Annotated in this window: 23 protein-coding genes and 1 pseudogene; 22 read left to right on the forward strand and 2 right to left on the reverse strand. The window is 38.2% G+C overall.

Translation table 11 applies throughout. The annotated features are described in order from the left end of the window. The 8 genes from QUE18_RS01835 to QUE18_RS01870 all read left to right on the forward strand — a co-directional run bounded on the left by QUE18_RS01835 (nt 1) and on the right by QUE18_RS01870 (nt 6,350). Nucleotides 1-837 carry a PTS system mannose/fructose/sorbose family transporter subunit IID gene (locus tag QUE18_RS01835; protein WP_008393941.1) on the forward strand — a complete coding sequence of 279 codons (837 nt, stop codon included), beginning with the start codon at nt 1-3 and terminating at the stop codon, nt 835-837. A gap of 55 nt (nt 838-892) precedes the next feature. Beyond that, nucleotides 893-1,282 carry a PTS sugar transporter subunit IIA gene (locus QUE18_RS01840; RefSeq protein ID WP_008393942.1) on the forward strand — a complete coding sequence of 130 codons (390 nt, stop codon included), beginning with the start codon at nt 893-895 and terminating at the stop codon, nt 1,280-1,282. Nucleotides 1,283-1,292: 10 nt separating this feature from the next. After that, nucleotides 1,293-2,357 (forward strand): galactitol-1-phosphate 5-dehydrogenase, encoded by a 1,065-nt coding sequence (locus QUE18_RS01845; RefSeq protein WP_008393943.1) that lies wholly within the window; start codon nt 1,293-1,295, stop codon nt 2,355-2,357. After that, nucleotides 2,341-3,036 (forward strand): D-allulose 6-phosphate 3-epimerase, encoded by a 696-nt coding sequence (alsE, locus tag QUE18_RS01850; RefSeq protein WP_008393944.1) that lies wholly within the window; start codon nt 2,341-2,343, stop codon nt 3,034-3,036. Before QUE18_RS01845 ends, alsE begins: the two co-directional genes overlap by 17 nt. Nucleotides 3,037-3,045: 9 nt before the next feature. Continuing rightward, nucleotides 3,046-3,606 (forward strand): 6-phospho-3-hexuloisomerase, encoded by a 561-nt coding sequence (gene hxlB, locus QUE18_RS01855; protein ID WP_040344104.1) that lies wholly within the window; start codon nt 3,046-3,048, stop codon nt 3,604-3,606. A 145-nt stretch (nt 3,607-3,751) separates the two neighbouring features. After that, nucleotides 3,752-4,750, forward strand: coding sequence for a galactitol-1-phosphate 5-dehydrogenase (locus QUE18_RS01860; RefSeq protein WP_009203277.1), 999 nt, complete (start codon nt 3,752-3,754; stop codon nt 4,748-4,750). 13 nt (nt 4,751-4,763) lie between these two features. Then, the gene (locus tag QUE18_RS01865) at nt 4,764-5,234 is read left to right on the forward strand and encodes a PTS sugar transporter subunit IIB (protein ID WP_008393948.1); all 471 of its coding nucleotides are present in this window, start codon (nt 4,764-4,766) and stop codon (nt 5,232-5,234) included. 69 nt (nt 5,235-5,303) lie between these two features. Next, nucleotides 5,304-6,350, forward strand: a complete 1,047-nt coding sequence (locus QUE18_RS01870) for a galactitol-1-phosphate 5-dehydrogenase (protein ID WP_008393949.1) — start codon at nt 5,304-5,306, stop codon at nt 6,348-6,350. A 225-nt stretch (nt 6,351-6,575) separates the two neighbouring features. Here the strand turns inward: QUE18_RS01870 and QUE18_RS01875 are convergent, their stop codons facing one another. Continuing rightward, nucleotides 6,576-7,292, reverse strand: a complete 717-nt coding sequence (locus tag QUE18_RS01875) for an adaptor protein MecA (protein ID WP_015530665.1) — start codon at nt 7,290-7,292, stop codon at nt 6,576-6,578. Between the two features lie 276 nt (nt 7,293-7,568). On the opposite strand from QUE18_RS01875, the gene QUE18_RS01880 reads away from it, so the two are divergent. Beyond that, entirely contained in the window at nt 7,569-7,763 is a 195-nt protein-coding gene (locus tag QUE18_RS01880; RefSeq protein ID WP_008393951.1) for a hypothetical protein, read from the forward strand. Nucleotides 7,764-8,079: 316 nt separating this feature from the next. Continuing rightward, the gene (locus tag QUE18_RS01885) at nt 8,080-8,325 is read left to right on the forward strand and encodes a hypothetical protein (protein ID WP_008393953.1); all 246 of its coding nucleotides are present in this window, start codon (nt 8,080-8,082) and stop codon (nt 8,323-8,325) included. A gap of 128 nt (nt 8,326-8,453) precedes the next feature. Here QUE18_RS01885 and QUE18_RS01890 read toward each other — a convergent pair whose 3' ends face one another. Continuing rightward, nucleotides 8,454-9,137 (reverse strand): N-acetylmuramoyl-L-alanine amidase, encoded by a 684-nt coding sequence (locus QUE18_RS01890; protein ID WP_022091059.1) that lies wholly within the window; start codon nt 9,135-9,137, stop codon nt 8,454-8,456. A gap of 173 nt (nt 9,138-9,310) precedes the next feature. On the opposite strand from QUE18_RS01890, the gene QUE18_RS01895 reads away from it, so the two are divergent. The 12 genes and pseudogenes from QUE18_RS01895 to QUE18_RS01945 all read left to right on the forward strand — a co-directional run bounded on the left by QUE18_RS01895 (nt 9,311) and on the right by QUE18_RS01945 (nt 19,229). Further along, the gene (locus QUE18_RS01895; RefSeq protein WP_009203275.1) at nt 9,311-10,363 is read left to right on the forward strand and encodes an L-threonylcarbamoyladenylate synthase; all 1,053 of its coding nucleotides are present in this window, start codon (nt 9,311-9,313) and stop codon (nt 10,361-10,363) included. A 28-nt stretch (nt 10,364-10,391) separates the two neighbouring features. Then, nucleotides 10,392-10,742: pseudogene (locus QUE18_RS13925) on the forward strand (arsenate reductase/protein-tyrosine-phosphatase family protein); the annotation flags it as partial. Between the two features lie 90 nt (nt 10,743-10,832). Then, nucleotides 10,833-11,261: a ribose 5-phosphate isomerase B gene (gene rpiB / locus QUE18_RS13930; RefSeq protein WP_039862249.1), complete on the forward strand. Its 429-nt coding sequence runs from the start codon at nt 10,833-10,835 to the stop codon at nt 11,259-11,261. Nucleotides 11,262-11,717: 456 nt separating this feature from the next. Beyond that, complete coding sequence (locus tag QUE18_RS01905) at nt 11,718-12,401, forward strand: F0F1 ATP synthase subunit A (RefSeq protein ID WP_008393987.1); 684 nt, start codon at nt 11,718-11,720, stop codon at nt 12,399-12,401. 55 nt (nt 12,402-12,456) lie between these two features. Further along, nucleotides 12,457-12,675 (forward strand): ATP synthase F0 subunit C, encoded by a 219-nt coding sequence (gene atpE, locus QUE18_RS01910; protein ID WP_008393988.1) that lies wholly within the window; start codon nt 12,457-12,459, stop codon nt 12,673-12,675. A gap of 18 nt (nt 12,676-12,693) precedes the next feature. Beyond that, nucleotides 12,694-13,176 (forward strand): F0F1 ATP synthase subunit B, encoded by a 483-nt coding sequence (gene atpF, locus QUE18_RS01915; protein WP_009203274.1) that lies wholly within the window; start codon nt 12,694-12,696, stop codon nt 13,174-13,176. 3 nt (nt 13,177-13,179) lie between these two features. After that, entirely contained in the window at nt 13,180-13,683 is a 504-nt protein-coding gene (gene atpH, locus QUE18_RS01920; RefSeq protein WP_009203273.1) for an ATP synthase F1 subunit delta, read from the forward strand. A gap of 7 nt (nt 13,684-13,690) precedes the next feature. Beyond that, a complete protein-coding gene (gene atpA, locus QUE18_RS01925; protein ID WP_008393991.1) occupies nt 13,691-15,190 on the forward strand; it encodes a F0F1 ATP synthase subunit alpha in 1,500 nt (499 codons plus the stop codon). A gap of 9 nt (nt 15,191-15,199) precedes the next feature. After that, nucleotides 15,200-16,069, forward strand: coding sequence for an ATP synthase F1 subunit gamma (gene atpG / locus QUE18_RS01930; protein WP_022091061.1), 870 nt, complete (start codon nt 15,200-15,202; stop codon nt 16,067-16,069). Nucleotides 16,070-16,090: 21 nt separating this feature from the next. Next, nucleotides 16,091-17,479 (forward strand): F0F1 ATP synthase subunit beta, encoded by a 1,389-nt coding sequence (atpD, locus tag QUE18_RS01935; RefSeq protein ID WP_008393993.1) that lies wholly within the window; start codon nt 16,091-16,093, stop codon nt 17,477-17,479. After that, nucleotides 17,480-17,893 carry an ATP synthase F1 subunit epsilon gene (gene atpC, locus QUE18_RS01940; RefSeq protein WP_008393994.1) on the forward strand — a complete coding sequence of 138 codons (414 nt, stop codon included), beginning with the start codon at nt 17,480-17,482 and terminating at the stop codon, nt 17,891-17,893. It abuts the gene before it with no gap. 193 nt (nt 17,894-18,086) lie between these two features. Continuing rightward, nucleotides 18,087-19,229, forward strand: a complete 1,143-nt coding sequence (locus QUE18_RS01945) for an acyl-CoA dehydrogenase family protein (protein WP_009203271.1) — start codon at nt 18,087-18,089, stop codon at nt 19,227-19,229. The last annotated feature ends 7 nt before the right edge of the window (nt 19,230-19,236 follow it).

Genomic DNA, 19,236 nt, shown 5'->3' on the forward strand with positions numbered 1-19,236 from the left:
ATGGCAGAAGAAAAGAAAGAACAGGTAAAATTACAGAAAAAAGATTTGGTAAAACACTGGTTGTTAGGATATTCCAGTGAAACCTGCTACAACTATGAACGACTTCAGGCACTTGGAACTACAAATGCAATGGTACCAATCGTACGTCGTTTATATAAGACAAAAGAAGAACAGGCAAAAGCATTAAAGAAATACACAGTATTCTTCAACACAGAGCCATCTTGGATCGGAACAGTTATCCATGGTGTTGCAGCATCTATGGAAGAGCAGGCAGCCAATGGTGCAGATATTGATGCAGAAGATATCAATGCAGTACGTACAGGTCTGATGGGACCTATGGCTGGTATCGGTGATACAGTTTCACAGGGAATCGCTTATCCAATCCTTGCTGGTATCGCATGTAGTCTTGCATTAGCAGGAAATATTGCAGGACCAATCATCTTTGAAATTGCATATAAGATCTTAATGTTAGGTATGGGATATGCAATGTACATGATGGGATATAAACAAGGTAAATCAGCAATCTTAAAAATTTTAAGTGCGGGAACATTAAATAAGATCACAGAAATCTTTAGTATCGTAGGTCTGATGGTAGTCGGAAACATGGCAGCAACCCGTGTAACGATCAAGACACCAATCGCATTTAAGATTGGTCAGGTAGCAATCAACTTCCAGAACATTTTGGATTCACTATTACCAGGAATGCTTCCATTATTAGCAACATTATTAGTATGGAAATTATTGAACAAGAAAGTAAAAGCAACCTATATTATCGTTATCTTATTTGTAGTCGGAATCATTGCTTCCTTAACAGGAATCTTAGCCGTTGCTTCATAAGATAAGAAGAAAATGATAGGAGAATGAATTGTAAGTTATAGAAGGAGAAATAAAAATGGTAGGAATCGCAGTAATCAGCCATGGAGGATTATGTGAAGGAATTTTAGATAGTGTTTCCATGGTAGCAGGAACAATGGAGCAAACAGAAAGTGTTTCCTTAAAGCCAGGAGTCAGCCCAGATACATACAAAGAAGAATTAAGAGAAACGATTCAGAGATTAGATACTGGAGATGGAGTTGTAGTATTCGTTGACTTAATGGGTGGTACACCATTTAATACGATCTGTATGCTAAGTGAAGAATTAAATGTTCATATCGTAACAGGATTAAATATGGCAATGCTGATTACAGCAGCACTGCAAAAATCTGATGAGATTACGATGGATGAACTGGCAATCCTTTGTGAACAGGCAGGAACAGAAGGAATCAAAACATTAAAAAGGTAGGCGTTTTAATATGAAAGCAATGAGATTACATAAAATTGGTGATTTCAAGTATGAAGATGTTGAATTAAGAGATATCAAAGATGATGAAATTTTAATGAAGGTGGAAGCCTGTGGAATCTGCGGTTCCGACATTCCGAGAGTATTTGAACTTGGAGCTCATACATTTCCGATTACGATCGGACATGAATTCTCAGGGGTTATCGTCGATACAGCAAGACAGGAAGATAAAGACATCATAGGGAAGAAGGCAAGTGTATTTCCGTTAATTCCTTGCAGACAATGTGAAAGTTGCGAGACAGGGCATTATGCCCAGTGTACAAACTATAATTATCTTGGCTCAAGATGTGATGGAGGATTTGCGCAGTATTGTATCATTCCATCAAAGTGGCACCTGATCTTTTCAGAAAATAAAGATGTCACGAGTGAAGCACTTGCCATGGTAGAACCTGCAACCGTTGCCCAGCACGCAGTGAGACGTGCTGAGGTGACTGCAGGAGATAACGTATTGATCTTTGGAGCCGGACCAATTGGAATTATGGCAGCAAGATGGGCAGAAATTTTTGGAGCAAAACATGTCATACTGGTAGACATTGATGAGCAAAAAACAGAATTTGCAAAAGAAAGAGATTTAAATATTGTAAATTCACTGAAAGAAGATATTGGCGATTATCTGGAAAAAGTAACTGGAAAAAAACAGGTAGATGCGGTGATTGAAGGAACAGGAAGTTCAGCAGGTTTTAATCAATCCATTGAATATGTAAAACCATTTGGAACGATCGCACTGCTTGGAAATCCAAACAAAAATACAGAAATCCAGCTGGCAAACCACAGCCAGATCCTAAGAAAAGAAATCAACATTCATGGTGTATGGAATTCCTATTATGCAAGTACACCAAGAAATGAATGGAAATATACAGTGGAGATGATGGATCAGGAGAAATTCAAAGTCGATGACCTGATTACACATAAAGCACCACTTGATCAGATGGAACGGCTGTTTACCGATATTTATCAGCATAATATCACGATTTGTAAAGCAATGTACAGCAGTAAAGAAGATGGAAAGGATGAATAAGATGAACAAAGATCAGATTGCAGTATCTTTAATGTGTATGGATTTTTTAAAGATTAAAGAACAGTTAGAAGTATTAAATGAATCTGTGGGAATGTACCATATCGATATCATGGACGGACATTTCTGTAAGAATATCACACTCTCCCCAGATTTAATCAAATCGTTTAAAAAAGTCAGCAAATTACCAATGGATGTACATTTGATGACAACCGAACCAAATGACTGGATTGAAACAGTCGCAGAAGCGGGAGCAGATATCATTTCTGTACATGCAGAAACCATCAATGGAGATGCATACCGTATCTATAATGAAATTGAAAGATTAGGCTGCAAGAGAGGACTGGTATTAAATCCAGCGACAACGCTGGAATCTGTAAAACATTATTTAAACAGAGTCGATCTGTTAACGATTATGACAGTCGATGTAGGATTTTCAGGGCAACCATTTATTGAAGAAATGTTAGATAAGATTGCAGAAGCAAAGAAACTTCGTGAAGAAAATGGATATCATTATAAGATTCAGATTGATGGATCTTGTAATCCAAAAACATTCAAACGCTTAAAAGAAGCAGGAGCAGATATCTATATTTTAGGCGGATCAGGTTTATTTAGCATTGATTCAGATATTCACAAGGCAGTAGAGATAATGAAACATAATTTTGATGAGGCAATAGGCTAGGTGAATATTATGGGATATCAGGAAAAGAAACAAATTGTATTAGATGAATTAGAAAAAAGCCTTGGGGCTGTGAAAGAAGAAGAGGTAGAACAGTTTGTTGATATGATCTGTGATGCCCAACAGGTATTTGTCGTAGGTGTCGGAAGAGTGTTACTTATGCTTCAGGCATTTGCAAAACGTTTAAACCATCTTGGAATCAAAGCAAACTATGTAGGAGCAATCGATGAACCAGCGATTACAGAACATGATGTACTAGTTGTAGGATCTGGTTCTGGAGAAAGTGTCGTACCACTTGAGATCATGAAGATCGCAAAGAAATACAATGCAAAGATTGTGCATATTGGTTCCAATGAACACAGTTCCATGAAAGAATATGAAGACTTATTTGTACGAATTCCATGCAGTACGAAATTAGGTTTGGAAGATGAAGTAAAATCAGAGCAGGTTATGAGTAGCTTGTTTGAACAGAGCCTTTTATTATTAGAAGATTCTGTGGCGAGCATGATCGTAGAGAAGAAGCAGATTGAAGATGTTCATGCGTTATGGAAGATGCATGCAAACTTAGAATAAATACAAAATTTTATTAAAGTTAAAACAAAGACCAAATGAAGTAAGACAGAAGAAAGAATCAGATTAGGAAGGGACTGACATAAAAATGGAAGGAACAATGAAAGCAGCAGTTTTACACGGTGTAGGAGATTTAGTGTGTGAATAGGTGCCAATTCCAGAACTTAGAGAAAAAGATGTTTTAGTAAAAGTTTCCGCATGTGGTGTTTGTGGATCAGATATTCCACGAGTATTAGAAACAGGAACATATCATTTCCCAACAATTCCAGGACATGAATTTGGAGGAACGATTGCAGAAGCAGGATCAGGAGTATCCAAAGAACTCTGTGGAAAAAGAGTTGCAGTGATTCCATTGATTCCATGTAAGACATGTAAATCTTGTGAAACAGGTCAGTATGCACAGTGCGAACATTATGATTTTTTAGGATCAAGAAATGATGGTGGATTTGCAGAATATGTAAAAGTACCAGAATCTAATCTGTTATTTGTACCAGAAAATGTAGATGAAGAGGCAGTTGCATTCTTAGAGCCGATCAGTGTGGCACTTCATGTTGTGCAGAACTGCAGAGTTAATTATGGTGACAGTGTAGCAGTCTTTGGACTCTGGGCCATCGGAATCTTCGTAGCACAGTGGGCAAAAGCATTTGGAGCAAAACATGTATTTGCGATCGATCTTGATGAAAAGAAAGTTGAAATCGCAAAATCCATGGGATTAGTTGATGCACTATGCATCGGAAAAGATGATATTGATGCAATCGTAAAAGAAAAAACAAATGGAACAGGAATCGACCGGGCATTTGAAGCATCAGGTGCAGGTGCAGCATTTAAACAGGCAATCAGCTTATTAAGAATGGAAGGAACTTTAGGACTGGTAGGAAGACCAGTACATTCTTTAGAGATTGAAAACCAGACATTTGAAAAGATCTTACGTTTTCAGATTACGATCAAAGGTACATGGAGTTTTGAATTCAAAGAATTCCCGCATCATGCATGGAAACAGAGCCTTGATGCAATAAATGCAGGAGTGATCAAAACAGAACCGTTCATTTCTCACAGAATACCATTAGAAGACACATTAAAAGCAGTGAAACTGATGAAAGATAAATCAGAATTTTTCTATAAAATATTAATCAAACCAGAAATGTAAGGAGGGTATACATATGGAAAATGTATTATTAGCAAGAGTAGACGATCGATTAATTCACGGACAGGTTATGACAGCATGGATGAAATTACTTCCAGCAAAAGAAATCATAGTAATTGATAATAAAGTAGCCAAAGATGAATTTATGATCACAGTACTTGAAATGGCAGCACCAACTGGCGTGAAAGTAAAAGTATTTACAGAAGAAAAAGCAGCAGAAGTATTACAAGCAGGATTAAGCAAACCAACAATTCTTCTTGCAAAATCACCAGTTTCATACAAAGGAATAATCGATCGTGGAGTAGAACTTGAAGCGATCAACCTTGGTGGAATGGGAATCAACAACGACAGAACAACACTGTATAAAAATATTGCAGCAAGTCCAGCAGAAAGAGAAGCAATTAAAGAATTCTTAGATAAAGGAATTGATGTTAAGATTCAGGTAATTCCTGCAGACAAAGTTGTAGAAGTCAAAGACATTTTATAATAGACACCGAGTACAAAGATAGAAGATATCGGACAGAAAAGAACTGAGTAGAAGAAAGAAGGTAGGACCATGAAAGCGATGCGATTGCATGCAATCAATGATTTTCGTTTAGAAGAAGTGGAAAAACCACAGCCAAGGGGAAAAGAAATCCTGATCAAAGTTGGAGCTTGTGGAATTTGTGGATCAGATATTCCGCGAGTATATGAACTTGGAACTAAAGTATACCCAGTGACACTTGGACATGAATATGCCGGAACTGTTGTAGCTGTTGGAGAAGATGCAGATCCTGATCTGATTGGTAAGGTTGGAGCTGTATATCCAGTTGTTCCGTGTGGACAATGTGATAGCTGTCAGATTGGTCAGTATGCACAGTGTAGTGATTATCATAATCTAGGTTCAAGAACTGATGGTGGATTTGCAGAATATTGCCTGCTTCCATCCGATTGGCATTTGGTTGTTTCCAATAATCCTAAGACAACAATGGAAGAATTATCAATTGTTGAACCTGCAACTGTAGCACTTCATGCCATTCGAAAAGGAGAAGTCAAGGGTGGAGACACTGTTGTTGTATTCGGAGCTGGTCCAATCGGTATTCTGATCGGAAGATGGTGTAAGATGTTTGGAACGAAAGTGATTCTTGTAGATATTGATGAAGAAAAAGCGGAATTTGCAAGAGAACGCGGATTTACAGTGATTAATGCCATGAAACAGGATTGTGTGGAAGAAGTCAGCAAGTTGACAAAAGGAAAAATGGCGGATGTAGTTATTGAAGGAACTGGTACATCAGCAGCTTTGAATCAGGCCATTGAGTGTAGCAAACCATTTGCGATGGTAACACTTCTTGGAAATCCACATAGAGATACAACGATCAAATTAGACCAGCACAGTATGATCCTTCGAAAAGAATTACGTTTTACAGGTGTATGGAATAACTATTACAGCGATCTTCCATTTAATGAATGGAAATATACTGTTGATATGTTAAATGAAGGAAAACTGGAAGTATTAGATTTGATTACACACCGTTCAGATTTAGATCATTTGAAACAATTATTTGATGATATTCATGATCATAAGGTAACAATCTGCAAAGCAATTTATACAGATAGAGAATAGAATTTAGAAATGGCATACTGTAAAATGAACGATTATAGTATGCCATTTTTATAAAAATATGATTTCAATATTGTCTCTTATCAACGAGTGTGTTATTGTGCAAATAACGGAACAAATATATTACTATATTGTTCTTAGGTATACTATGTATCATAAATTGAGAAAGAAAAAGGAATTCCAATCTCCACGGGAATTCCTTTTTCTTGTTTTAAGTTTATTTTTGTTTTAATAAGCAGCCATTTCTTCAACGGCCTGTTTTTCAATAATCGTCGTCAGATGTTCATTAAATAAAGCTTTCGTTGCATATGTGTTTGGCAGACGTTTGCAATATTCTGATAAAAGCTGATGAATCTCATCCATGACCGTGCTGTTCGGCGAATCGTCAAGATCCGTCAATGAAAGATAGTAGCACTGGTTTTCAGAATCTTTATATAAAGTACTGGACAGGCTGTACTTGTTCAGTAACTTTGAAGCAAATGCAACGTCATCGAGAGAAGTAAAAGCAAAGATGCCAACTCCATCATCGGCGAGTACACGTTTCATATCATTTCCTGAATCTGCTGAAAATGCGGATTTTCCAAAGTCTGAAAGCAGATCTGGAAGATTAGATAAAATGTCTTCATCAGCTCCCGCGAGCTGTCCAGCCAATAGACTTTTCGGCAGTTTTTTATAATGTTCACGGAAATCCTCCGGGTTATCCACTCTTGTGATCACAAGGATCAGACATTCTTTGGATACAGGAATTGCCTCAACCATCAAAGGATTATCTTCACTTGTTTCAAATCCAAGCTCTGTGGCTGCCTTATTCATCAATTCCCGGAACAGACCCTTTGCCTTCTCAGAACCAAAAGCCAGTTCACTTAACAGAGTTTCCTTTCCTTCTAAGTCTTCTTTATTTAAAGTACATCGGATCTGATTATCACTGATACGTTCTATTTTCATAATCATCACTCCTTTACTACTTTGATGTTATTATAGTATTACTTTTGCGGTGTGTAAAGCTTTTTCAAGAAATTTACAATTTTATCCATAAATAGCTTGAAATAATTTCCAATTATGTATATAATTACATTATGTCGCGACAAGACTTACATTTGGAAACAGTGCGGAATTTTTATATACCACAAGAAACACTGACCATGTAAGGAAGAAACTTTCATTATATATGGTAGGAAATTGTAACAAGAAACATCTGCTTAATAAGATTGGAGGGTACGTATGACAAGTCATGATGAATTATCTTATTATCTGTCACAAGGACTGGCGATCCGTGTGGACGGCATTACAATAAGTGATGCGAATCTGGAACATCTAAATCTAATACTCAACGAAGATGATTCTTACATGAAAGAGTATGTCAACGATCAGGAAGGAGAGATCTACGCCATAGAATATCAGAAAATCAAAGAATAATATGCAAAGAGTATAGCAGAGCTGGGAGATTAATTTCCCAGCTCATTATTATTATATTCTGATAATAATATATAATACGTTTTACTGAATTAGGAGAAACAGTTTTTGAATAAATTATATGATTGTAAATTTTATGTTAGATTAAGTTAATATAATGTAAAAGTATAGCTAAATGGATGTAAAATAGATTGAACTATTTGTTTAGGTATGATAACTTGAGCGTATGAAATATTATCCAATCCACCTAGTCCATCTGGAATATGATATAATATTAATTCAAGTGATTTTGTAAAATATAAAATAAAGGAAAACTATTATGGATCATCGAAAAGTTAGAAAAATTTATTGGATTTGTTGGTTGTTAGCTTCTGTTATCGTAGTATTCGGTGCTTTGTTACCAGATGAGAAGATGCAAAAAATTGTGATCGCTATTGGAATAATAATTGTTATTTTTGGAAATATTATTGCAATTTGTTTTATGAGATGTCCTTACTGTAGAGGATTATTGAATTTAAGAGGATTCTCACCAGACTATTGTCCGTACTGCGGGAAAAAGATATAAAATTAATGAAAAGCCATTGTGGTTGATATAACCGCAATGGCTTTTCATAACTATATGATGTAAGTGTCAAAAGTATAAATTGTGTGCTTGCACAAATAAGCAATTTATACTTATTGACACTCTTATCATTATATATCTGCTAGATAGCTTTCAATGCCATCTAAGATACATTGAACAGCTTTTTTCTGATACCCATCATCCTGAAGAGCTTTCAATTCCTCAGGATTAGATAAAAAACCACATTCCACGATCACGATCGGATAAGGATTATCTCGAAACAGATAATACTCAGCATTTGCCTTTGCCTCCCTGTGATTGTTCGGATCAAGCCCCTTGATCAAAGCAGACTGGATATGATCCGCTAACTGCTTTGATTTTTCAGACCCTTGCGGATAGAAAACCTGAGCTCCATGGACATCACTGCTTGGATAACTATTCTGATGAATGCTGATCACTGCCATAGGATCATTCTCAAAAATGAGCTGCTTTCGATTGGATAGATCACTTCGTTTCTCATTTTCTTTCGAATCCGCAAGATTATAGTCCCCATTTCTTGTCATATATACTTTATAATTTTTCTTTTCCAGAAGTTTTTGAAGCTTTAATGCAAGAGAAAGATTGATATCCTTTTCTAAAATATTCGAATTTCCAACCTTCCCAGGATCAGAACCGCCATGTCCGGCATCGATACAGATCACATTCTGATTCTTGACAGTCTGTGCAACAAAGATAGGGAATGTAATAGAAGAAACAGATAATAAAACGACGATCAGAAGAACACCCCAGAAGATGAAACGATGTTGTTGATTCATAGGAAGAACATCCTTTTTCTTTTTATTAATCATTATATGATGTAAGTATCAAAAGTATAAATTGCAAAGTCTCAATGGTGCAATACTTTATTTTTTCCATATTTAATGTTATAATAAATCCAAATGACTACATTTAATCATTGAAGAAAGATTAAAAGTCAGGAGAGTTTAATATGGAAACAAGACTTGTAAAAATTAATAATATGGAAGATTGCAAAAAGGACATGGAAGAAGCAGGAGAGCTGATCAAAGCAGGCGAACTTGTTGCATTTCCAACAGAGACAGTCTATGGTCTTGGAGGAAATGGATTACTTCCTGATGCGGCAAAGAAGATCTATGCAGCGAAGGGAAGACCTTCTGATAATCCATTGATTCTTCACGTATGTGATATGCAGATGGTAGAATCTCTGGTCAAAGAGATTCCAGATAATGCAAGACGTGCGATGGAACATTTCTGGCCGGGACCTATGACGGTAATCTTGCAGAAAGCGGATCAGGTACCAGATTGTGTGACAGGCGGACTTGATACAGTAGCGATCCGTATGCCGGATCATCCAGTTGCATTAGAGCTGATCAGAAGATCAGGAGTGCCGATCGCAGCACCAAGTGCGAATACATCTGGGCGTCCAAGTCCGACAAAAGCAGAACATGTCATGGAAGATCTTCATGGAAAGATTCCGATGATCTTAGATGGGGGAGCTGTTATGGTAGGTGTAGAATCAACGATCATTGATTTTACAGAAATAGTTCCAGTGATCCTAAGACCAGGATGGATCACAAAGGAGTCCATGGAAGAATTTCTTGGGTGTGAAGTATTGATGAATACATCTTTAAAAGCAAGCGATCACGGAATTCCAAGAGCACCTGGAATGAAGTACAAACACTATGCACCAAAGGCGGAGATGGTGCTTGTATTAGGCGATGATCAGGAGAAAGTCGTTGATCATATCAATCAGCTTGCGAAAGAACAAAAGGAACAGGGTAAGAAGATAGGAATCATTGCATCGGATGAGACAAAAGACCTCTATCAGGCAGATGAAGTTGTTTCTGTAGGACAGAGAGCACATCTCGAGACAGTAACAGCACATTTATATGATGTATTAAGAGAATTTGACCATAAGGATGTTGATATGATCTATTCCGAAGGATTTGAAGGTGAACCCTTAAGTGAGGCGATTATGAACCGTATGGTAAAAGCAGCAGGACATGAAATCCTCCGTATTTAAAAAGGAGAATATTTTGAAGAAGATAATAATGGTGAGTACGAATAATACGTGCCGAAGCTTTATTGCAGAGTCGATCCTTCGCCAGTATCTTTTGGATGCAGATCAGAAGAATGTTGAAGTGATCTCAAGAGGGCTGGTCGTATTATTTCCAGAACCTGTCCATGTCAAAGCAGCAGACATGGTAATAAAGACATGCGGGATTGAAAGTCTTGATTTTCGGTCGGCGCAGCTTACGCAGGAAGAAGTAGAAGAAAGCGATCTGATCTTAACCATGACAGAAGAGCAGAAAGATAAGATCTTAGAAGAATATCATGGATACAAAGAGATCGCGACATTGAACGAATATGCCAGAGTGGAAGGTGCGATCATTGACCCATACGGCATGGAAGATGACGACTACGAGCGCTGTTTTGAACAGATTGCCCGTTTAGTTAAGAAAATATGGCAAGAAAGACTAGGAGGAAACAAAATGATAGGTATTGGTAGTGATCACGGTGGGTATGCATTAAAACAGGCAGTTATCAAACATCTGGAAGAAAAAGGATATGCAGTGAAAGATTATGGATGCTATTCAGAAGAATCCTGCGATTATCCAGTTTATGCAAAAGCAGTTGCGAATGCAGTCAAAGACGGAGAAGTAAAACAGGGAATCTTAATCTGTGGAACAGGAATCGGAATCTCTATTACAGCGAATAAGATCAAAGGAATCCGTGCAGCACTTTGCAGTGACACATTCAGCGCACACGCAACAAGAGAACATAATGATGCAAACATTCTTGCAATGGGAGCACGTGTTGTTGGAGAAGGTTTAGCACTTGATATCGTTGATACATTCCTTGAGACAGAATTCTCAAATGATGAGAGACACATTCGTCGTATCAATATGATCGAAGACTAGAAGAGAAAATCAAAGTTATATAAAAATAAGATATAAGCCATATGAATAAATAAGATATGCAGACAGTTTTTTAGAAGTGATCAACAGTTTGCATGTCTTTTTTTGTATACAAAATCACTTTGAAGATGATAAAAAACAGTTAAGATTCAGTTAAGAAGCAGAAAAAAATTATCAGATCTTAACACGAAAAAAACTGACCAATGTTCATTTGTATACACTGAAAACCCTTATGTTTTGGTGCTTTTTACTAAATTTAGAAGTGGTTCTTTGTAAGTATTAAACAAAAAACAAACACAATCTTAACGGAAAAAGAATTGACAAATAAAAATTTGAGGAATAAAATAACTTCCAGAACAAGGGTGTTTACAAGATATATCGTAGACACTCTTTTACTTTTGCAGGAATTAAACCCTTGAATCTCTGCAAAAAATTAAAATTAAAGAAGGTGAGGAGAAAATGGGTTCATTGGGAGATTATCTGATGGAAGAGTTGTCACTTAAGACAAGCTTTACGATCCCCATCGGTGGAGGTATTCCAGTACCGCAGTCAGCCGTAACAACATGGGTGATCATGGCAATCGTAGTGTTGCTCTGCATCATATTCGTACGGAACCTGAAAGTCATACCAGAAGGACCGCAAGTTTATGTGGAAGCCTTAGTTGGTTTCATCTATAACTTCATCGGTGGTCTGGTCGGCGAAAAAGGGAAACGTTACATACCGTTTCTTGGAACAATTCTGATTTATCTTGGCTGTGCAAATATTTCGGGATTTTTCAGAGCAAAACCGCCAACGAAAGATCTGAATGTTACCGCAGGATTAGCGATCATCAGTTTGTTTTTGATCATATATTCCGGAATCCACGAGAAAGGATTGAAGGGATATATACACAGTTATGTGGAACCTATGCCAATGATGGCGGCCATTAACATCCTTGAATTATTTACAAGACCGTTATCACTGTGTATGCGACTTTTTGGAAATGTCTTAGGAGCATTCGTTTTGATGGAATTGATCACACATATCGCACCAGCAATCGTGCCATTACCATTTAGTTGTTACTTCGACTTTTTCGATGGGTTGTTGCAGGCATATGTATTTGTATTGTTAACATCACTGTTTATCAGTGAATCAATTGAGTAAGATGTATCATGACAGATACACAAATTTAATTTTTATTTAAAAGGAGATTAGAACTATGGGATTAGCAGCTATTGGAGCAGGAATTGCAGTATTAACAGGTTTAGGAGCAGGTATTGGTATCGGTGTTGCAACAAATGGAGCACTTGGAGCGATCGCAAGACAGCCAGAAGAAGCTGGAAATATCAATAAAACATTATTACTTGGTTGTGCATTAGCCGAAGCTACATCAATTTATGGATTGGTTGTTGCGATTCTGTTAATCGTAATGAAATAGAAGTAGGAGGCGGAAGATATGTTTCTGAAATTAGACTGGGGCATTATCTGGCCGATCGTCAACATTGTCGTATTTTATCTGTTGCTTAGAAAATTCTTATTTGGTCCAGTCAGTGAGGTCATGGAGAAAAGAAAAAAAATGATCTCAAGTGACTTAGATGATGCAGCACAGACGAAAGCTGAAGCAGAAGAGATCAAGCAGGAATACGAGAAAAACCTTGCACAGGCAAAGGATGAGGCAGGACAGATCGTTTCCGACGCAAGAGCAAGAGCCAAGAATGAATACCAGAATAAGATGGATCAGACAAAAGAAGAGATTGCTCTTATGAAAGAAAATGCCCGTAAAGATATTGAAGCTGAGAAACAAAAGACGATCGCAGGTCTTCAGACAGAGATCGCAGGTATCGCACTTATGGCAGCTTCGAAAGTTGTGGAAAAAGAAGCAAACGACAAAGGCAACGAGAAGCTTTTGGATGATTTCCTGAAAGAGGCAGGTGTCTAGCATATGAAGAGAATTTCCATGACGTATGGACAGGTATTGTTTGAACTTGGAATCAAAAAAGAAAGTTTGCAAAAAGCACAGGACATGCTTCATGAAAATGAAGAACTTTTAAGTGCATTAGAGAATCCAACGATCACAAAGAAAGAAAAAGAAAATGTGGTGGAAAAGTTGTTTTCTGATGATATAAAAAGTTTCTTAAAAGTTGTATGTGATAATGATGATATCGCTTGTTTTGACGAGGCAGTTGAGTATTATGATGAACTAAAACGCAAGACAGATAAGATCATTAAGGCAGAGTTTGACTATGTGACAATGCCAAAAGACGAACAGCTTGAGCGAATCAAACAGTATCTTATGAAACAATATCAGGCGGACAAGGTAGAGCTTACTTTAAAAGAAGAGAAAGACTTGATCGGTGGTTTTGTACTGAAAGTTGGAGACCACGTTTATGATAACAGCCTGAGTGGAAAAATGAGAAAATTACAGCAGAAACTTACATGGAGGTGAGGATCAGGTGAGCAGTATCAATCCAGAAACAGTCGTTTCTGTATTAAAAGATCAAATTGAAAACTATGACCAGAAAACTGAGGTCAAAGAAGAAGGAAGAATCATTCAGATCGCAGACGGTATTGCAACAGTCTATGGAATGGACCAGGCAATGTATGGAGAACTTGTTATTTTTGAAACAGGTGTCCACGGACTTGTACTGAATGTTGAAAGAAACTGTATCGGTTGTGTTTTACTTGGTTCCGATCATGGATTAATGGAAGGATCTAAAGTAGCAAGAACCGGCGTACAGGCAGATATCCCGGTTGGAGATGCTATGATCGGACGTGTCGTTAATGCGATCGGAGAACCAATCGATGGAAAAGGTGAGATTAAAACTGACGAGAGAAGACCAATCGAACATGAGGCAGCAGGAGTTATCGACAGAAAATCTGTTGACCAGCCATTACAGACAGGTATCTTAGCGATCGACTCTATGTTCCCGATCGGACGTGGACAGCGTGAGCTGATCATCGGTGACCGTCAGACAGGTAAAACATCGATCGCAGTTGATACGATCTTAAATCAAAAAGGACAGGATGTTATCTGTATTTATGTAGCGATCGGACAGAAAGCATCAACAGTATCACAGATCGTAACAACATTAAGTAAACATGGTGCTATGGATTACTCTATCGTTGTATCCGCATCTGCAAGTGACCTTGCATCTTTACAGTACATTGCACCATATGCAGGAACAGCGATCGCAGAGCATTTTATGCATCAGGGAAAAGACGTTTTGATCGTATATGATGATCTGTCTAAGCACGCCGTTGCTTATCGTGCAATTTCCTTACTGCTGGATCGTCCACCTGGACGTGAAGCTTACCCTGGAGATGTATTCTACTTACATTCAAGATTACTAGAGCGTTCTTGCCGATTAAGTGATGAACTTGGTGGTGGATCTATCACAGCATTACCGATCATCGAAACACAGGCAGGAGACGTATCCGCGTACATTCCTACAAACGTAATCTCTATCACAGACGGACAGATCTTCCTTGAAAGTGAGTTATTCTTCTCCGGTGTAAGACCAGCGGTCAATGTCGGACTTTCTGTATCCCGTGTAGGTGGAGCAGCCCAGACAAAGATTATGAAGAAAGTAGCCGGAAACCTTCGTATTGACTTAGCTCAGTATCGAGAACTTGAGGTATTTACACAGTTTAGTTCAGACCTTGACGATGGAACAAAAGCAACATTAAATTATGGATCTCATCTGATTGAACTGTTAAAACAGCCATTGTACCATCCAATGGCATTACATAAACAGATTTTACTTCTGTTTGCAGCAGGTCATAAGATGTTAAATGATGTTCCAGTCAAAGAATTAAAGGCAGAGACAGAAGAAATGACAGCATTCTTTGAACAGAAATATCCAGAGACAGTGAAGAAGATCGACGAAGGCAAAGTCTTAACAGATGACATTGCAAAAGAGATCCAAGAGGCGATAGAAGCCTATTTAAAGTAGGTGATCACTATGGCAAATATCAGAGAAATTAAAACAAGGATGAACAGTATCGAAGATACATTAAAGATCACAAATGCGATGTATCTGATCTCATCTTCCAAATTAAAGAAAGCAAGAAAGCAGTTAGATGCCACAACTCCATACTTTGAAATGCTTCAGGCATCTCTGCTTGATATCATGGCACATACGCCAGATCTTCAGCACATTTTCTTAAACAAAAGAAAGAAAGAACATCCAAAAAAAGGATATCTTGTGATGACTGCAGACCGTGGACTTGCCGGGGCCTATAATCATAACATTACAAAAATGGCAGAAGAGAATATTAATGAAGATGACAAACTGTTCGTGATCGGATATATGGGACGTAATTATTTCGGACGAAGAAATGCAGCCCAGATGGACGAGGATTTCTTCTATACAACACAGGATCCTACGATTTACAGAGCAAGAAGAATTGCAGAAAAAATGATCGAGGAATATGTATCAGGAGAACTTGACGAAGTCTATATTATTTATACTAAGATGATCACATCCATTACCTCAGAACCAAAGATGATCCGTGTGTTACCATTAAACCCAGATCAGTATGAGTTTGCAGGAAAAGGAAAGAGATCACATATGACAGAATTTCAGCCATCCGTAAAGGCGGTGCTTGACCGCCTGGCACCAAACTATATCAAAGGACTTGTCTATGGTGCGATGGTAGAATCATTTTCCAGTGAATTAAACGCCAGAATGATGGCGATGGAAGGTGCAAGCAAGAGTGCGAGAGAAATGATAAGATCACTGGGACTTATGTATAACCGTGCTCGTCAGGCAGCGATCACTCAGGAGATCACTGAGGTGTGTGCCGGAGCTAAATCATTAAAGAAAGAGTAACAGTGAAGGAAGGGAAATAAAATGGAAAAAGGAAAAATCGTACAGATTCTTGGTCCAGTAATCGACGTAGAATTTGAAACTGAACAGCTCCCTTTGATTCATGACGCCTTGACCGTTGTTAATAAAGGAAAAGAAGTTGTTATGGAAGTGGAACAGCATATGGGAAATCGTACTGTACGCTGTATCCTGTTAGCAGCCAGTGAAGGACTTCACAAAGGAATGGAAGTCACAGCAACTGGTGGACCAATCAAAGTTCCAGTTGGAAAACAGACATTAGGACGTATGTTTAACGTACTTGGAGAAGCAATTGATAAAGGAGAACCTGTAGAATCAGAAGAAAAATGGGCGATCCATCGTGAACCACCTAAATTTGAAGACCAGAGCCCTGTTGTAGAAATGTTTGAGACAGGTATTAAAGTCATCGACCTTTTAGCTCCATATGCAAAAGGTGGTAAGATTGGTCTGTTTGGTGGTGCTGGAGTTGGTAAGACAGTCTTAATTCAGGAACTGATTCATAATATCGCAACAGAACATGGTGGATATTCCATCTTCACAGGTGTAGGAGAACGTTCAAGAGAAGGAAATGACCTCTGGAATGAAATGACAGAATCCGGAGTTATCAAAAATACAGCCTTAGTCTTTGGACAGATGAATGAGCCACCTGGATCTCGTATGAGAGTTGCCCAGACAGGACTTACAATGGCCGAATATTTCCGTGATCAGGAAAAACAGAACGTGTTATTATTCATCGATAACATTTTCCGTTATGTACAGGCAGGATCAGAGGTATCAGCCCTGTTAGGACGTATGCCATCAGCTGTAGGTTACCAGCCAACACTGGCAAATGAAGTCGGTGCCTTACAGGAACGTATCACATCTACAAAGAACGGATCTATCACATCTGTACAGGCAGTTTATGTGCCAGCCGATGATTTAACTGACCCAGCGCCAGCAACAACATTTGCCCATCTGGATGCAACAACTGTATTATCAAGAGCGATTTCTGAACAGGGTATCTATCCAGCCGTAGACCCACTGGAATCAAGCTCTCGTATCTTAGAGCCAGACATCGTTGGAGAAGAACACTATGAAGTAGCAAGACGTGTAGAAGAAGCACTTCAGAGATACAAAGAATTACAGGATATCATTGCGATCCTTGGTATGGAAGAATTAGACGAAGAAGATAAGATCACAGTATACCGTGCAAGAAAGATTCAGAAATTCTTATCTCAGCCATTTAACGTAGCAGAAACATTTACAGGAATCCCTGGTAAATACGTTCCTGTCAAAGAAACGATTCGAGGATTCAAAGCGATCTTAGATGGAGAAATGGATGAATATCCAGAACAGGCCTTCTTGATGGTCGGAACAATTGATGATGTAAAGGAAAAGGCAAAAGAGGTGATGTAAATGGCAGAAACCTTTTATTTTGAGATCATTGCCAGTGACAAAAAGTTCTACAGCGGAGCTTGTGAACACGTCATTTTCCCAGCAGTGGACGGACTTTACGGTGTATTAGCAAACCATGAAGATACAGTAACGGCCGTTGTTGCAGGAGAGCTTCGTTTTAAAGTTGATGGGGAATGGAAAGTTTGTGTTGTTGGTGAAGGATTCGCAGATGTCACCAGAGATTTCGTAGTCATCGTGGTAGATACGGTGGAACGCCCAGAAGACATTGACATCATCCGTGCAAGAGAGGCCAAAACAAGAGCAGAAGAACGACTCAAACAGAAACAAAGCCGTTTGCAGTACTATCATACACAGGCAGCATTGTCACGTGCTATGGCACGACTGAAAGTTACATCAAAATATGTGAAAAAATAGAGTCTGAGAAGACAAATATAGCTAAATGAGAAAAAAGATCAACTATCCAGTAAGTGGAAAGTTGGTCTTTTTTTTGTACAATCTGCATAAAAAATATCAAGAATACTGCTTGACTCTGCACTGAAAGGATAGACTACACTACAAATATACGAGGTAGAAAATAAAATGTGCAATATGCAGAAAGGATGAAACTATGAATTTTGAATTAACTCCACAGCAGAAGGCAGTTCAGCAGAGTGCAAGACAGTTTGCTCAGACTGTATTACAGGAAACAGTTCTTGAAGATGATGCAGCAGGATGTTTCCCAGAAGAAGCATATAAGAAAATGGGAGAAATGGGATTTGTCGGGCTTCCATTTCCAAAAGAATATGGTGGTCAGGGAGGAGATTATTTATCCTATGTATTAGCATTAGAAGAAATCTCCAAGATCAATTCATCTGTAGGAATTGCTTATTCTGTATGTACTTCATTATACTCTGGTGCTCTGATCAATGATGGAAATGAAGAACAGAAGAAAAAATATCTGCCAGAAGTTCTGTCTGGAAAGAAAATGGGATCATTTTGTTTAACAGAACCAGATGCAGGTTCTGATGCAGCAGGATGTAAAACAACAGCGATCTGGAATGGAAAAGAATATATTCTGAATGGATTAAAATGCTTCATTACAAATGGACCATTAGCAGATTACTATATGGTAGTTGCTCTTACGAATCCAGAATTAAAGACAAAAGGATTAACAGCATTCATCGTAGAACGTGAATGGGAGGGTGTATCCATTGGTAAGATCGAAGATAAGTGCGGAATCAGATGTGCACAGGTATCTGAGGTCATCTTTGATAATGTAAGAGTTCCAAAAGAGAACATGCTCGGAGAAGAAGGAAAAGGATTTGCTGTTGCAATGAAAGACCTGGATGGAGGACGTATTGGTGTTGCAGCCCAGGGACTTGGAATTGCCAAAGGAGCTTACGACATCGCATTTAATTATTTAAAAGAGAGAGAACAGTTCGGAAAACCATTATACAAGAATCAGTATTTAGCATTTAAGATGGCTGAGTTAGAGACAGAGATCGAGATGGCTCAGTATATGTTATACAAAGCAGCAACAGATAAGCAGGAAGGCAGAAGCTACAGTGTACCAGCGGCTAAAGCGAAGATGGTTTGTACAGATGCAGCAATGCATGTAGCCACAGAAGCTGTACAGATGCTGGGTGGAAATGGATATATGAAAGAATATCATGTAGAAAGAATGCTGCGTGATGCTAAGATCACACAGATCTACGAAGGAACAAATGAAATTCAGAAACTTGTCATCAGCGGAAATATGTTTCGTAAATAAGAACAAA

Origin of the sequence: Anaerostipes hadrus ATCC 29173 = JCM 17467 (genome assembly GCF_030296915.1) — a bacterium.
In the GTDB taxonomy this organism is placed as follows: Bacteria; Bacillota; Clostridia; order Lachnospirales; family Lachnospiraceae; genus Anaerostipes; species Anaerostipes hadrus.

Bases quoted from the DNA above. Each gene is read 5' to 3' on its own strand.
- QUE18_RS01835 (WP_008393941.1), top strand. From the start codon at position 1: ATGGCAGAAGAAAAGAAAGAACAGGTAAAATTACAGAAAAAAGATTTG.
- QUE18_RS01840 (WP_008393942.1), top strand. From the start codon at position 893: ATGGTAGGAATCGCAGTAATCAGCCATGGAGGATTATGTGAAGGAATT.
- QUE18_RS01845 (WP_008393943.1), top strand. From the start codon at position 1,293: ATGAAAGCAATGAGATTACATAAAATTGGTGATTTCAAGTATGAAGAT.
- alsE (WP_008393944.1), top strand. From the start codon at position 2,341: ATGGAAAGGATGAATAAGATGAACAAAGATCAGATTGCAGTATCTTTA.
- hxlB (WP_040344104.1), top strand. From the start codon at position 3,046: ATGGGATATCAGGAAAAGAAACAAATTGTATTAGATGAATTAGAAAAA.
- QUE18_RS01865 (WP_008393948.1), top strand. From the start codon at position 4,764: ATGGAAAATGTATTATTAGCAAGAGTAGACGATCGATTAATTCACGGA.
- QUE18_RS01870 (WP_008393949.1), top strand. From the start codon at position 5,304: ATGAAAGCGATGCGATTGCATGCAATCAATGATTTTCGTTTAGAAGAA.
- QUE18_RS01875 (WP_015530665.1), bottom strand. From the start codon at position 7,292: ATGAAAATAGAACGTATCAGTGATAATCAGATCCGATGTACTTTAAAT.
- QUE18_RS01880 (WP_008393951.1), top strand. From the start codon at position 7,569: ATGACAAGTCATGATGAATTATCTTATTATCTGTCACAAGGACTGGCG.
- QUE18_RS01885 (WP_008393953.1), top strand. From the start codon at position 8,080: ATGGATCATCGAAAAGTTAGAAAAATTTATTGGATTTGTTGGTTGTTA.
- QUE18_RS01890 (WP_022091059.1), bottom strand. From the start codon at position 9,137: ATGAATCAACAACATCGTTTCATCTTCTGGGGTGTTCTTCTGATCGTC.
- QUE18_RS01895 (WP_009203275.1), top strand. From the start codon at position 9,311: ATGGAAACAAGACTTGTAAAAATTAATAATATGGAAGATTGCAAAAAG.
- rpiB (WP_039862249.1), top strand. From the start codon at position 10,833: ATGATAGGTATTGGTAGTGATCACGGTGGGTATGCATTAAAACAGGCA.
- QUE18_RS01905 (WP_008393987.1), top strand. From the start codon at position 11,718: ATGGGTTCATTGGGAGATTATCTGATGGAAGAGTTGTCACTTAAGACA.
- atpE (WP_008393988.1), top strand. From the start codon at position 12,457: ATGGGATTAGCAGCTATTGGAGCAGGAATTGCAGTATTAACAGGTTTA.
- atpF (WP_009203274.1), top strand. From the start codon at position 12,694: ATGTTTCTGAAATTAGACTGGGGCATTATCTGGCCGATCGTCAACATT.
- atpH (WP_009203273.1), top strand. From the start codon at position 13,180: ATGAAGAGAATTTCCATGACGTATGGACAGGTATTGTTTGAACTTGGA.
- atpG (WP_022091061.1), top strand. From the start codon at position 15,200: ATGGCAAATATCAGAGAAATTAAAACAAGGATGAACAGTATCGAAGAT.
- atpD (WP_008393993.1), top strand. From the start codon at position 16,091: ATGGAAAAAGGAAAAATCGTACAGATTCTTGGTCCAGTAATCGACGTA.
- atpC (WP_008393994.1), top strand. From the start codon at position 17,480: ATGGCAGAAACCTTTTATTTTGAGATCATTGCCAGTGACAAAAAGTTC.
- QUE18_RS01945 (WP_009203271.1), top strand. From the start codon at position 18,087: ATGAATTTTGAATTAACTCCACAGCAGAAGGCAGTTCAGCAGAGTGCA.